This is a genomic window from Streptomyces sp. NPDC002734, assembly GCF_040295685.1.
GTDB lineage: Bacteria > Actinomycetota > Actinomycetes > Streptomycetales > Streptomycetaceae > Streptomyces.
Genome location: NZ_JBEOVU010000006.1, coordinates 24,179 through 37,848, shown reverse-complemented (window position 1 = coordinate 37,848; position 13,670 = coordinate 24,179). Strand labels below are relative to the sequence as shown.

Genomic DNA, 13,670 nt, shown 5'->3' with positions numbered 1-13,670 from the left:
GGGCGGACGGAGGGACACCGGCCGGTGCCGGGGAGGGCGTGGTCCTGCCGTGGTTCCGGTCATCTACCGGTCTCCCAGCCTGAGTTCGGGTGCCGAGCCGCGCCGGGAGGTCCACCACGCCTGGCCGGCCGGCACACCGACGGCCAGCAGCAGGACGACGAGTGCCGGGACGGTCAGGGAGAGCGGATCGGCGCGCAGCGCGACCGTGTCGACGGCGGACGAGGAGGTCAGCGCGACGGCCGTGAGGTCGATGCCGGGCGCCGTCAGGCGGATGCCGGCCCAGCCGGCGAGCACGCCGCCCACCGCGGCCGGCAGGGCCTGCGGGAGGGCGGTGAGCACGAGCAGCCGGCGGCCCTGCGCCCGGGTCATGCCCATGGTGCGCAACCGGGCGAGCAGGGCACGGTGTTCGGGCGCGGTGCGCAGCACGGTCAGCAGCAGGGCGAGGACCGCGTAGCCGGCGCCCGCGAGGACGGCGGCCGCGTAGAGGCGTTCCGCGCCGGACTGCAACGGTGAGCCGACGTTCCGCGCGTGTTCCTCGGCGCGCAGCCGGACGGTCGTCTCCGAGTCCTCGGCTCCCGCGGTGCCCTCGGCGTCCGAGGCGCCCTCGGCGTCCGAGGCGCCCGCCGCGTCCCGCGCCGCCGCGCGGAGCGCCTTGCCGTCCAGGCCCTCGCCGGTCAGCAGCAGGGTGGTCGCCCGGGCCGCGTCGCCGGGGAGACCGGCCCGGTCCACGACCAGGAACTCGTCGCCGATGACGGCCGGTGTACGGTCCCGGACCGTGACGATCCGTACGGTGACGGTGCTGCCGTCCGGCAGCCGGACGGGGGCCGGTGCGGTGCCGTACCGCTCGGCCAGGCCCGGTGAGGCCAGCGCGGGCAGCGGCCGGTCGTCACCGGAGTCCGCGTCGCCCGCGGTGCCGGTGGCCGCCGCGCGCAGGTCGGCGGCGTCGAACGGGCCGAGGCCCGTCCGCCGCGACAGGTCCGCGTAGGCGTCGGGGTCGACCCCGGCCAGCGGCACCGGCTCGGTGTCCTGCAACGGCCGGGCCTCGTAGGCGACGCCCGCCTCCACGGCGTCGCGGACGCCGGGCAGCCGGCGGACGCGGTCGGCCAGGCCACGCGGCAGGACGCCGGAGGCGCTCTCCACCCGGGCGTCGGCGCCGACGGCGAGGAGCGAGGCCTGGTCGCGGGCCGCCGTCACCCCCGCCAGGACCGAACCGCCGAACGCGGCCGTCGTCAGGGCGACGATCAGGGCGAGCAGCGGCAGTACGGCGAGGCCGGAGGCGCGGGCCGCGTGGGCCAGCGACAGCGGGACCACCGGTCCGCGCGCCCGGGCGGTCGCCCGGCTCAGCGCACGCAGCGGCAGCGGGTGCAGGCGCACCAGCAGCAGGGCCGTGACCACGCCGGTCAGGACGGGGGCGGCGGCCACCAGTCCGGTGCTGCCGGACCCCTGACGGCGCAACGCGAGGACCGCGGCCACCGCGATGACCAGGACGGTCAGCTCGGCCACCGTGCGGCGCCGGGACGGCCGTGCGGTGGCGTGGTCCTCCCGGACCTCGTGCAGACGGACCGTGCGGTGGGCCGCCGCCGCGCGCAGCGGCAGCGCGAGGCAGGCGAGCAGGGTGACGGCGACGGCCGCGGCAACGGCGGACGCTGTGCGGGCGCCGGGCAGCAGGAACAGCGCGGCGGCGAGTCCGAGCCCGCCGGCCGGCACGGCGACCACCGCCGTCTCCGCCAGCAGCCGCAGGGCGAGGCGGGGCAGCGAGGCGCCGCGGGCCCGCAGCAGGGCCAGTTCGGCGCGGCGGCGCTCGGCGGTCACCGCGCCGGCCATGGCGAGGACGATCACCGCGAGGGCGCCGGCGCCGACGGCGGCGAGGAGCAGCAGCGGCAGGACGCCCGCGCGCAGCCGGGCGTGGCCGGCCAGGACCTCGTCCAGGCCGGTCTGGGTCTCCATGTTCTGGTCGACGGCCGTCCGCAGGTGCTGCGCCCCGGGGCCCGCCTCCAGGGCGGCGACGGCGGACGACAGCCGGTCCAGGTCGTGGGCGCGCAGGGCGTCGAGCTCGGGGGCCAGGTGCCAGTAGCGGGTGAGCTCGTCCTCGGTCCTGACGCCGAGGAGGGCCGGTCCGGCGTCGGGGGCGAGGAGCAGGCCGCCGAGCCAGTAGTGGTCCACCGGGATGCTGCCGGGCACCTGGCTGAGCGCGGGGGCGCGCAACACCGGCAGCGTCGACCAGTAGGCGCCCTCGGGCGAACGCGGGACGACGATGCCGCTGATCCGCACGGCGAGCGGTGTCCCCTCCACCTCGGGCAGGTGGATCACCGAGCCCACCTCGATGCGCAGCGCGCGGGCGGTGTCCTCGGTGACGACGGCCTCGACCCGCTCGGTCGCCGCGGTCACCGGGCCGTCGGTGCGGGGCATCCGGCCCTCGGTGACCCGGGCGTGGGAGTCCAGGTCCTGCTGGACGGCGACGACCATCTCGGCGGGGACGTCGGAGGGCCGGGGAAGCCACTCGTCGAGCGGCACGACGGTCGAGCGCACGCCGTACGTCGACTGCTCCCGGTCGGGCACGAGCGGCGTCCGGGCGGCGCCGAGGACCTCGGCCTGCGCCGCGGCCAGCGCGTCGGGGCGCAGCGCGGCCTCCGCCTCCTCCAAGCTGGTCCACCCGGCGGGCGGGGCGGTCACCCGCACGGTCGTCAGGTCCGGAAGCGCCTCCTCGACCGCCCGGCGCAGCCCGGCGTCCCCGTACCGGTCGACGGCGCGCGGGTAGGCGGCGGCCAGCGCGACGGTCACGGCCACCAGCAGCGCGAGGGCCAGGGAGGTGCCGGCGAAGGCCCGCAGCCGGGTCCGCAGTCCGGCCGACGCGGACGGCCGCGCCGCCCTCGCCTTCCGCGCCGCCGACCCCGTCCTACGCCCAACCGCGGCCTCGCCGTCGGACCGTGCGGGCTCGCGGTCGGACCGCCCCGCCTCGCCGTCGGACCGTGCGGGCTCGCGGTCGGACCGCCCCGCCTCGCCGTCGGACCGTGCGGGCTCGTGGGCGGGGCGCGCCGGGTCGTGCCCGGACGTCTCCGGCCCGCGCTCGGGCTGCGTGGTCACTGCGTCACCTCGTCCCTGAGGGTCACCACGGGTCTGGCCCGCCGGAGTGCGAGGGCCGCGGTCACCAGGGCGGGACCCGCGGCGATGGCCGCCAGCAGGACGGCGAGGGGGGCGAGCGGCAGTTCGACCAGCACCGGCGGGAGCGGCCGTGCGGCCTCGCCGGTGAGGACGACCAGGGGCACGAGGACATGGGTGAGCACCACGCCCAGGGCGGTGCCGACGGCCAGCGCCAGGCTCACCAGGACGCCGTGCTCGACGGCGATCAGCCGGGCCAGGCGGCGCTGCGGGGTGCCGAGGGCGCGCAGCACGGCGAACTCGCCGTCCCGGGCCCGCATCGCCCCGGCGGCGCTCACCGCGAAGCCGAGCGAGACGAAGAGGACCGTCACCGCGGCCGCCGCGAGCAGCGCCGCCTCGGGGGCCGCCCCGAACGGGTCGTCCCGCAGCCCGGCCGCCGTCTCGTCGCGGACCACCACCTGTTCGGCGTCGACGCCGGGCAGGTCCCGCGCGGCCTTGGCCGTGGCCGCGGGGTCGCTGGTGCCCAGCCACCACTCGCCGGGTCGCAGCCCCTCCCCGGCACGGGCGCGCAGCACCCGGTCGACGGCCCGGAGGTCGACCAGCAGGGCTCCGCCGTCCTCGGCGGTGGCCTGTGTGGTGGGCAGGGCGGTCGCGGTGCGGACGATCCGGACGGGCACCGGACGGCCGTCGAACCGCACCTCCGTGCGCTGCCCGACACGGGCGCCGGCCGCGGTGAGGAAGCGCTCGGTGGCCACCGCCACCACCTCGGGGGCAGCGGGCTGGGCGACCTCCAGCCGGAACGCCGGGGCGGCGACGGGCGGGCTGTCGGGCAGCAGGAACCCGGTGCTGTAGGTCATGGCGACGGGAGCCGTCGACGTGACGCGGGGGCGGGTCGGCAGGGAGGTGTCCTCGGGCGCGGTGGCGGCCGAGTCGGTCTCCACCGCGGTCGTCCACCGGGTCGGCAGGGACAGTTCCCGGGTGCCGCCGTCGGCCTCCCGGGCGGTGAGCGCGCCCAGGACCAGGCGGTGCCGGTGGGCGCGGCCGGCCGGCTGCGGCGTCTGCACCTGTATCCCGGTCAGCGCCAACGGGCCGCGGGCGCCGTCCAGTTCGGGGGTGAGCCGGTGGGGGCGGCCGTCGCCGGCGAGGTGGCCGGAGGGTATCTCGTGGGAGGTGCCGTACCGGTCGCGCAGGGTCAGCGTGACGTCCGCGCCCTCCCCCGGCCGTGAGCTGTGCAGGGTGGCGGTCAGCGTGAGCCCCCGGGCGCCCGCCGGCACCTCGACGCCCGTGGGCGTCCCGCGCGGCGCGAGGCCGGCGGTGAGCGGGCCGTCGGTGAGGTCGTGCCGCGCGAGCACCGCCCGGTCCGCCTGCCGGGTGTCCAGCGCGAGGACGGTGGCGTGGCGGCTGCCCGGGAGCAGCACCGTGCGGCGGACGGCGGGGACGACGGCGTCGACGTCCGGGAGCCCGGCGAAGACGTCGCCGCGGCCCGCGCCGCCGCCTCCGGGGTCCAGGACGCGCACGTCGGCGCCGGCCCGGAAGTCGGCCTGGTCGTCCTGGGACCGCTGCCAGGACGCGCCCTGCCCGATCGCCGTCACGCCCAGCGCCACCGAGATGACCACGAGCAGCACCGGGCCGGCGTTCCTCGCCGGCCGGCGGCTGAACTGCCAGCCGACCATGGCCGCGGTCAGTCCCCGCCCCCGGACCAGGAAGCGCTCGGCGAGCCGCGCCAGCAGGGGCAGCAGCCGCAGCACCAGGACCGTGCCGGCGAGCAGCAGCAGCGCGGGCGCCACCACCAGCAGCGGGTCGACGCCGAGGACTCCCTCACGGTCGGCGGTGACGGCGCCGGAGCGCCGTCCGCCGAGCATCCACAGGGCGATCCCGGCCACCGCGAGCAGTCCGACGTCCGCCCCGGCGCGCAGCGGGGCGGGCAGCGCCCCCGACCGCGTCTCGGCGAGGCCGGTGTCCGGCGCCCGCAGCGCCGGGACGGCGACCGCCAGCGCGCACAGCGCGGCCACGGCCGCGGAGACCGCCCACACCTCGGGCCGTCCGCCGGCCGGCACGTCGATGCGCACGCCGGTGCGTCCCAGCGCGCCCTGGCCCGACAGCAGCCGGGTGAGCGGCCCGGACAGCAGGGGCGCCAGGACCACCGCCGGCAGGGAGATCAGCAGGGCCTCCAGCACGGCCAGGCCGGCCGCCCGCCCGCGGGTGGCGCCGCGTGCCCGCAGCAGCCGGGTCTCGGCCGTGCGCTCGGAGTCGAGCAGCCGTGCCATCAGCAGCAGGGCGCAGGCCGCGAGCAGGGCCAGCTGGACTGCGACGATCAGCACGCTGGAGCGGGTGACGAGCAGCGAGCGTTCGACGCGGTCGAGGACGTCGGGCAGTCCGGTGGCCGCGACGGTGGTGCCGCTGAGTTCGGGCCGCTCGCGCAGCTTGGCGCTCTCCGTGCGGGCCGCCTCGCGCAGCGCGTCGATCCGTCCGGTCGTCAGGGACGCGTAGTCGGCGGACGCCAGCCAGCCCGACTCCCCCGCGCTCACCCGGCCGGACGCCGTCACACCGCCGGTGGTGAGCAGGGGGCCGTAGGTGGTGAACCCGGCCGCCTTCACGCCGCGGCCGCCCAGTTCGTCGAGCTGCCAGTAGGGCGCGCCGGCGTCCTTGGGCCGGTACAGGCCGGTGATCAGCACCCGCACCGCCGGGCCGCCCAGCCGGTCGGCGACGGTCAGGCGGTCGCCGGGCTCGATCCCGAGCCGCCGGGCGGCGCTCTGCGGCAGCGCCGCCTCGACGGGGCCGCCCGCTCCCTCCCCGCGCGGGAGCCGGCCGGCGACGGTCCGCACCTGTGTGGGGTCGACGGCGGCGAAGTGGACGAGGTCGGGGTTCCCCTCCCGCTCGGAGGCCGGGCGCAAGGAGAGCGGCAGGGCGTAGGGGCCGGAACGCCGGAGGGTGGCGACCCGCACGGGCAGCCCGTCGAAGACCTCGCGGGCCCCCGCCCGCACGGCCTTGTCCGCCGCCTCGCGGTCGCCGGCCGGGACGTCGGCCTTGACGACCAGGGCGGTCTCGGCCGCGGTCCGCTGCCCGGCGAGCGAGCGCCGCAGCGCGGCGTCGCCCACGGCGCCCGAGTAGGCGGTGAGCGCGGCCAGCACGGCCGTGGTCAGCGTGACGGTCAGCAGCGCGGCGCCCAGAAGTGCTCGATACCCCCGGGCCCGCAGCACGACGAACCGCAACATGCCCGGCGGCACGCCTCGTTCCCCCACCGAATCCCCCGATCCCACCCCTGCGGACCGGAACACTTGCGGTGTCTGAGCCGTGCGGGTGCAGGACGGCATTGTAGGACCGAGTTCGATCACCTGGTGACCGGAAGGTGGCTGATTCTGCCGGACGCGGGAATCGTTACCTGGCCGGACGGGCTCCGGCCGCTGCCGCCTGCGCCCCTCCCGGCGCTCCGGCCACTCCGGCCACTTAACTCGCCTTTACTTACGCCTATTTGACATGTAGTCCCGACATGGGGGCAGGCGCATGACACGACAGAAGCGAGCCGACCTCAACGGGAGTGAGCAATGACGAGTTACGGCAACCCCTCGGCCGCGTCCTCCGGATCGCGCACCAACGGCCTGGCGATCGCGAGCCTGTGCTGCGGCATCGTCGGCCTGTTCATCATGAACATCATCCTGGGCCCGCTGGCCATCGTCCTCGGCGTCGTGGCCCGGCGGCAGGTGGGAGCGAAGAACGGCGCCGGTCTGGCCAAGGCGGGCATCATCCTGGGCGTCGTCGACGTGGTCCTGTGGCTCGTGCTGCTGCTCGTGGCCGCCAACAGCGGCGGCTTCAGCTGGTACGTGGGCGGCTGACACACCCGACGCGCGCAGCCCCGCACGACGAAGGGACGCACCCGGCCCACGACCGGGTGCGTCCCTTCGTCGTGCGGGCTCAGGTCAGGCAGCGGGCGGACGCGAGGGCCGTCTCGACCTCCCGCAGCACGCGGTCCGCGTCCTCCGGGTTGTTCACCACGTCCGTGCGGTCCATGTCGATGACCAGGACCTCGCTGGCCGAGTAGTGCTTGTGGACCCAGTCGTCGTAGCCGGCCCACAGGGTGCGGTAGTACTCGACGAGGCTCTCGTCCTGCTCGAAGTCGCGGCCGCGCATCCCGATCCGGGACAGCACCGTCGGGAAGGACGCCTTGAGGTACACCATGAGGTCGGGCGCCTTGCGGTACGGCAGGCCGTCGATCTCGCGCATCATCTCGTCGAGCAGGCCCTCGTAGACCCGCATCTCGAGGGAGCTGATCCGGCCCAGCTCGTGGTTGACCTTGGCGAAGTACCAGTCCTCGTAGATGGAGCGGTCGAGGACGTTGTCGCCCTGCCGGTAGGCCTCCTTGATCGAGGCGAACCGGGTCTGCAGGAAGTAGAGCTGGAGCAGGAAGGGGTAGCGCCTCGCCTGGATCTCCTCGGGGCTCGCCGTGTAGAAGAGCGGAAGGATCGGGTTGTCCTCCACGCTCTCGTAGAAGACCTGGCTCCCCAGCCCCTTGGCCAGCAGCTCGGCGACGCTCGTCTTGCCGGTGCCGATCATGCCTCCGACGCAGATCACTGGCATACCTCACTTCTCCCTGGGGATCTTCCGTTCGCGGATGGGTGGGCTGGGCGTCCCACACCACTCAGGCACGTGTCGGCGGACACTCGATTCCCCGAGATTCGCATGATCGGCGTCATGTGGTCCCCGCCCGGACCCAGGTTCCGGCGCAGGCCACGCTCCTCGTCCGGTCGGACCGACCGTTCCGCGGACGCCGCGTGCGGCAACGCGTGACCGCCCCGCGGCCGCTTGAATAATAAGTGAAGAATCCACGGCCGCCAGCCACGGTGCCGACGCCCGCCCGCGCCGGTGTCCCGCCCCGGTGTTCCGCCCCGCGCGGGGCGTCACCACTCGTGACAGCGGGTGCCCGCCAAGGCCCGCGGACGGTGGGCACTGCACGAGCCCGGCGCGGGGCGACCCCGGGCGGGCAGCGCGGAAACCCTGCCCGGCGGTGGCCGGCGCAGGGTTTCCGGACGCGTCCGTCAGCTGTCGAAGTCGACGGTCAGGGTGTCCGAGCAGGGGAAGGTCTGGCAGGTCAGCACGTAGCCCGCCTCGACCTCCGCCGCCTCCAGCGCGTAGTTGCGCCGCATGTCCGCCTCCCCGTCGCCGACCAGCGCCCGGCACGTGCCGCAGACGCCGCCCTTGCAGGCGAAGGGCAGGTCGGGGCGGATCCTGGAGGCCCCGTCGAGGAGGGTCTCCTCGCGGGAGAGCGCGGAGGTGGTGGAACGGCCGTCCAGGACGACGGTGACCTCGCTGACCGGACCGTCGGGCCCCCGTTCCTCCCGGCGCACCGGTGCGAGCGGCTCGTCGCCGGCGAAGAACAGCTCCTGGTGGACCCGTTCGTCGGGCACGCCCAGGTCGGCGAGGACCTTCTGGGCGTCGAGGACCATGCCGTGCGGGCCGCACAGCCACCAGTGGTCCGCCTCCTCCACGTCGACCAGGCCGTCGACGAGGGCCGCGAAGCGCTCCGCGTCCAGCCGCCCGGACAGCAGCTCCGCCTCGCGGGGTTCACGGGACAGCACGTGCGCGAGCTGGAAGCGGCCCGGGTGGAGGTCCTTGAGGTCGGCCAGCTCGTCGGCGAACATCACCGAGTCGGTGCGGCGGTTGCCGTAGAAGAGCGTGACGCGGGAGCGGAGGTCGGTGGCGAGGACCGACTCCGCTATGGACAGCATCGGGGTGACGCCGGACCCGGCCGCGACCAGCACGTGGTGGCCGGGGGCGGACAGGTCGGGGGTGAAGACGCCGGTGGGGGCCATCACCTCGACGACGTCGCCGGGCCGCACCTCGTGCACCAGCCAGGAGGAGAAGAGCCCGCCGGGCACCACCCGCACGCCTATCCGGGGCAGGGCGCCGGCCGCCGAGCAGATGGAGTACGAGCGCCGCTCGTCCCGTCCGTCGACCTGGCGGCGCAGGGTGAGCGACTGGCCGGGCGCGAAGGCGAACTCCTCCGCCAGCTCCTCGGGGACGTCGAAGCTCACCGCGGCCGCGTCCTCGCACAACCGCTGGACGGCGGACACCCGCAGGGGGTGGAAGGCCGGGCGGCGACGCACGCGCCGTCCGGCAGCGGGGGCCTCGTCGGCGGGGGCCAACTGGTCGGCCATCAGATCTCCTTGACGTACTCGAACGGCTCGCGGCAGGCGAGGCAGCGCCACAGCGCCTTACAGGACGTGGCGCCGAACCGGGAGGTCTCCTCGGTGTCCGCCGAGCCGCAGCGCGGGCAGGACACCCGGCGCCGCGTCGGCGTCAGCGTGAGCGGGACCGGCCCGGACGCGTGGCGCGGCGCGGGGCCGGGCGGGGCGATGCCGTGCTCGGAGAGCTTGCGCCGGCCCTCGGGGGTGATCCAGTCCGTGGTCCACGGCGGGTCGAGCACCGTGCGGACCTCGACCCGCGGGAAGCCGGCGTCCCTCAGCCGCGCGGCCACTCCGGCCCGCATCTCGGCCATCGCGGGGCAGCCGGAGTAGGTGGGGGTGAGGCTCGCGACGACCGTGCCGTCCTCGCCGACCTCGACCTCGCGCAGCACTCCGAGGTCCGCCAGGGTCAGCATGGGCAGTTCCGGGTCGGGCACCTGCTCGGCGACGTGCCGGGCGCGGCGCGCGTCCCCGAGGACGGTCACCATGTCGCCTCCGGGTGGGCGCGCGCCACCGACTGCAGTTCCTCGAGCAGCGGGGCCAGGTGTTCGGTGTGACGGCCCAGGCGGCCCGCTCCCCCGTCGCCGGGCACCGCCTCGGGCACGGCGAGACCGGCCGCGTCGGCGACCTGCCCGAGGACGGCGAGGACCTCCTCGCGGGCGTCGTGGGCGTCGAACAGCTCGCCCAGGTACGCGCCCACCTGCTGGAGACCGGCGCGCATCCGGCGGTGCGACTCCTCGGTGCCGTCACCGAGCCGGACGACCCACTCGGCCGCGTACTGACGGTGGTACGTCAGCTCCTTCACGCCCTTGGCGGCGACGGCGCGCAGCACCGGGTCGGGCGAGGCGGTGAGGCCCTGGAGGTGGGCCAGCCGCCAGCTGGACAGCACCAGCAGCCGGGCCGTGCTGAACGCGAAGTCCCCGTTGGGGAGCTCGGCCAGGGTCACGTTGCGGAAGTCGGCGGCGTCGCGGAAGTAGGCGTAGGCGTCCTCACCGCGGCCGGTGCCGTCCACCTGGCCGGCCCGCGCGTAGAGCAGACGGGCCTGCCCGAGCAGGTCGAGGCCGATGTTGGCGAGCGCCACCTCCTCCTCCAGTTCGGGGGCACGGGTGGTCCACTCCGCCAGCCGCTGCGCGCTGACCAGCGCGTCGTCGCCCAGGGCCAGGCACAGCGCGGCGAGCTCCGCCCCGTCGACGCCCGCCGGGACGGCGGTGTCCACGCCGTGCAGCGGGTCCTCGAAGCCGGTGCCGTAGGCCCACCGGGTGTCGTCCTCGTGCTCCTCGGCGAGGGCCGTGTAGACGTGGTCGTCACTCATGCCCTGCTCCTAGATGTGGGGGACGTCGTCGGGGATGTCGTAGAAGGTGGGGTGGCGGTACACCTTGTCCGCGCTGGGCGCGAAGAACGGGTCCTTCTCGTCACGGGTGGAGGCGGATATGTGCTCGCTGCGCACCACCCAGATCGACACGCCCTCGTTGCGCCGGGTGTAGAGGTCCCGGGCGTGGGTGAGCGCCATCCGGTCGTCGGCCGCGTGCAGCGATCCGACGTGGACGTGGTTCAGCCCGCGCTTGCCCCGCACGAACACCTCGTACAACGGCCAGTCGCGCTTCTCGCCGGTCATGCCGCCACTCCCTTTTCCGCGCCGCTCCCGGCGCGTTCCGCCTGCTTGGCCGCGTACGCGACAGCCGCCTCCCGCACCCAGGCCCCTTCCTCGTGCGCGGCGCGCCGCCGCTCGACCCGCTCGGCGTTGCACGGGCCGTCGCCCTTGATGACCCGCATCAGCTCGGACCAGTCGGGGGTGCCGAAGTCGTGACGGCCGCGCTCCTCGTTCCAGCGCAGCTCCGGGTCGGGCAGGGTGACGCCGAGCTTCTCTGCCTGCGGGACGGTCATGTCGACGAACCGCTGCCGCAGTTCGTCGTTGCTGTGCCGCTTGATCTTCCACGCCATCGACTGCGCGGAGTTGGGCGAGTTGTCGTCCGGCGGGCCGAACATCATCAGGGACGGCCACCACCAGCGGTTCACCGCGTCCTGCACCATCTCGCGCTGCGCCTCGGTGCCGCGCATCATCGTCATCAGCATCTCGTAGCCCTGCCGCTGGTGGAAGGACTCCTCCTTGCAGATCCGCACCATCGCGCGCGCGTACGGCCCGTAGGAGCTGCGGCACAGCGGGACCTGGTTGCAGATCGCGGCGCCGTCCACGAACCAGCCGATCACGCCGACGTCGGCGAACGACAGGGTCGGGTAGTTGAAGATCGACGAGTACTTCTGCCGGCCCTCGATCAGCCGCTCGGTCAGGTCGGCGCGGTCGACTCCCAGCGTCTCCGCCGCCGAGTAGAGGTACAGGCCGTGGCCTGCCTCGTCCTGCACCTTGGCGAACAGGATCGCCTTGCGCCGCAGGGACGGCGCCCGGGTGATCCACTCGCCCTCCGGCTGCATGCCGATGATCTCCGAGTGGGCGTGCTGCGCCACCTGGCGGATCAGCGTCCTGCGGTAGCCCTCGGGCATCCAGTCGCGCGGCTCGATCCGCTGGTCGCGCGCGATCGTCGCGTCGAACCGCTCCTGCAGCTCCGTCTCCGTCTCCGCCTCGGAAGCACCGATCACGGCCGACGAGGCGGCCTGTTGTGCCGTCATCCCTGTGTCACCTCTTCCTGCCAACCCCAACCGACCGTTCGTTCGGTCGATGTTATGCCGAGCCTCTTCCGTTCGGCAAGTGCCCGGGAGCGGTCAGTTCCCGCGGCGACCGGAGTCCGCCGCGCCGGGCTTCGGCACCCGTACCGCCGTCACTGCCACGTGTAGAACCCCTGTCCGCTCTTGCGGCCGAGTTCGCCCCGGGCGACCTTCTCGCGCAGCAGGGCCGGCGGGGCGAACCGCTCGCCGAGGGTGCGGTGCAGGTGCTCCGCGATGGCCAGGCGCACGTCCAGCCCGACCAGGTCGGTCAGGCGCAGCGGCCCCATGGGGTGTTTGTAGCCCAGGTGCATGGCGTCGTCGATGGCCTCGGGAGCCGCCACTCCCTCCTCGACCATGCGGATGGCCTCCAGGCCGAGCGCGACGCCCAGGCGGCTGCTGGCGAAGCCGGGCGAGTCCTTGACGACGACGTCCTTCTTGCCGAGGCAGCGGGTCCACTCCAGGGCCGCTTCGACCGTGGCGGGGTCGGTGCCGGGGGCCACCACGATCTCCACCAGGTCCGAGGCGGGCACCGGGTTGAAGAAGTGCATGCCCAGGAAGCGGCCGGGCCGGGTGAGGGCGGCGGCCAGTTCGGTGACCGACAGCGAGCTGGTGTTGCTGGCCAGCACGGTCCTCGCGTCCACCGCGCGTTCGGCGGCGGCGAGGACGCGTGCCTTGAGCGCGGGGTCCTCGGGCACGGCCTCGACGACCAGGTCGGCCCCGGCGGGCAGCGCGTCCACCGATTCCACGACGGACACACGGGTGAGGACCGCCTCGGCCGGGTCGGAGAGCCGGCCACGCTCGGCGGCCCGCGCCAGGCCCGTGGCCACCCGGTCCAGGGCGGCGGCCGCGGCCGCGGCGCCGCTCTCGACGACCGTGACGGCCGACCCGGCGGTCGCGTAGGACTGGGCGATGCCGGCGCCCATGCGGCCGCCGCCGATCACCCCGACGACGGCCGGTGCGGGTGCTGTGGCGGTCATGCGCGGCTCCCCTTCTTCTCCAGGAAGCGGGTCATGCGGTCCTTCTTGTCCGCGCCCTCGAAGAGCACGGCCTGGGCGAGGTCGTCGGCGACCGGGTGCGCGCCGGGCGAGTCGACGACGAGCTTGGTCAGGCGCAGGGCGGTCGCGGACGACCGGGCCATGCGGTCGAGCAGCGCGTGCGCCGCGGCCGGCAGCTCCTCGGCCGGGACGACGTCGATGACGAGCCCGGCGGCCAGGGCGGCCCGCGCGTCGAGGTTGCGTCCGGCGAGCAGCACCTGCTTGGCGACCGACTCGCCGACCAGCTCGGGCAGCCGCCAGCAGGCGCCGGCCGCGGCGAGGATGCCGAGTCCGGGCTCGGGGTTGCCGAAGACCGCGTCGGGCCCGGCGATCCTCAGGTCGCAGGCGTAGGCGAGTTCGGCGCCGCCGCCCAGGGCCCAGCCGTCGACGGCGGCGAGGGTCGGCATGGGCAGGCGGCGCACCCGCTCGAACAGGCGGCTGTTGATGCCCTGCAGCGCCTCGTCACGGCCCCGCTCCAGCAGTTCGGCGATGTCGGCGCCGCCGGCGAAGACCCGGCCGTGGCCGGTGAGCAGCAACAGCCTCGGCCGGCGTTCCAGCCCGGCGCAGACCTGGTGCAGCTCGTCGATCATCTGCCCGCTGATCGCGTTGCGGGCGTCGGGCCGGTGCAGGGTGACGACGACCCGGTCCTCGCGCTCCTCGACCAGCAGGGTCTCGTACGTGTTCGCGTCCATGGCGC

11 protein-coding genes are annotated in these 13,670 nt (G+C 75.3%); 1 reads left to right on the top strand and 10 read right to left on the bottom strand.

The window, feature by feature from the left end; translation table 11 throughout:
* Positions 1–63: 63 nt before the first annotated feature.
* On the bottom strand, positions 64–2,841 hold the full coding sequence (locus ABT026_RS07645; protein ID WP_351113334.1) for an FtsX-like permease family protein: 2,778 nt from the start codon (positions 2,839–2,841) through the stop codon (positions 64–66).
* Positions 2,842–3,080: 239 nt separating this feature from the next.
* A complete protein-coding gene (locus ABT026_RS07640; protein ID WP_351113170.1) occupies positions 3,081–6,314 on the bottom strand; it encodes an FtsX-like permease family protein in 3,234 nt (1,077 codons plus the stop codon).
* A gap of 330 nt (positions 6,315–6,644) precedes the next feature.
* Between ABT026_RS07640 and ABT026_RS07635 the strand changes: the two genes are divergently transcribed.
* On the top strand, positions 6,645–6,932 hold the full coding sequence (locus tag ABT026_RS07635; RefSeq protein WP_351113169.1) for a DUF4190 domain-containing protein: 288 nt from the start codon (positions 6,645–6,647) through the stop codon (positions 6,930–6,932).
* A 79-nt stretch (positions 6,933–7,011) separates the two neighbouring features.
* Here ABT026_RS07635 and ABT026_RS07630 read toward each other — a convergent pair whose 3' ends face one another.
* From ABT026_RS07630 to ABT026_RS07595, 8 genes are all read right to left on the bottom strand, one after another.
* Positions 7,012–7,674 carry a deoxynucleoside kinase gene (locus ABT026_RS07630; protein WP_351113168.1) on the bottom strand — a complete coding sequence of 221 codons (663 nt, stop codon included), beginning with the start codon at positions 7,672–7,674 and terminating at the stop codon, positions 7,012–7,014.
* Between the two features lie 458 nt (positions 7,675–8,132).
* Positions 8,133–9,251 carry a 1,2-phenylacetyl-CoA epoxidase subunit PaaE gene (gene paaE / locus ABT026_RS07625; protein WP_351113167.1) on the bottom strand — a complete coding sequence of 373 codons (1,119 nt, stop codon included), beginning with the start codon at positions 9,249–9,251 and terminating at the stop codon, positions 8,133–8,135.
* Positions 9,251–9,766: a 1,2-phenylacetyl-CoA epoxidase subunit PaaD gene (gene paaD, locus ABT026_RS07620; protein WP_351113166.1), complete on the bottom strand. Its 516-nt coding sequence runs from the start codon at positions 9,764–9,766 to the stop codon at positions 9,251–9,253. The genes paaE and paaD overlap by 1 nt, the downstream gene beginning before the upstream one ends.
* Positions 9,760–10,590 carry a 1,2-phenylacetyl-CoA epoxidase subunit PaaC gene (gene paaC / locus ABT026_RS07615; RefSeq protein WP_351113165.1) on the bottom strand — a complete coding sequence of 277 codons (831 nt, stop codon included), beginning with the start codon at positions 10,588–10,590 and terminating at the stop codon, positions 9,760–9,762. Before paaC ends, paaD begins: the two co-directional genes overlap by 7 nt.
* Before the next feature lie 9 nt (positions 10,591–10,599).
* On the bottom strand, positions 10,600–10,893 hold the full coding sequence (paaB, locus tag ABT026_RS07610) for a 1,2-phenylacetyl-CoA epoxidase subunit PaaB (protein ID WP_108952091.1): 294 nt from the start codon (positions 10,891–10,893) through the stop codon (positions 10,600–10,602).
* Positions 10,890–11,903: a 1,2-phenylacetyl-CoA epoxidase subunit PaaA gene (gene paaA, locus ABT026_RS07605; protein WP_351113164.1), complete on the bottom strand. Its 1,014-nt coding sequence runs from the start codon at positions 11,901–11,903 to the stop codon at positions 10,890–10,892. Before paaA ends, paaB begins: the two co-directional genes overlap by 4 nt.
* A 149-nt stretch (positions 11,904–12,052) precedes the next feature.
* Positions 12,053–12,916: a 3-hydroxyacyl-CoA dehydrogenase family protein gene (locus ABT026_RS07600; RefSeq protein ID WP_351113163.1), complete on the bottom strand. Its 864-nt coding sequence runs from the start codon at positions 12,914–12,916 to the stop codon at positions 12,053–12,055.
* A complete protein-coding gene (locus ABT026_RS07595) occupies positions 12,913–13,665 on the bottom strand; it encodes an enoyl-CoA hydratase/isomerase family protein (protein WP_351113162.1) in 753 nt (250 codons plus the stop codon). The genes ABT026_RS07600 and ABT026_RS07595 overlap by 4 nt, the downstream gene beginning before the upstream one ends.
* Positions 13,666–13,670: the final 5 nt, after the last annotated feature.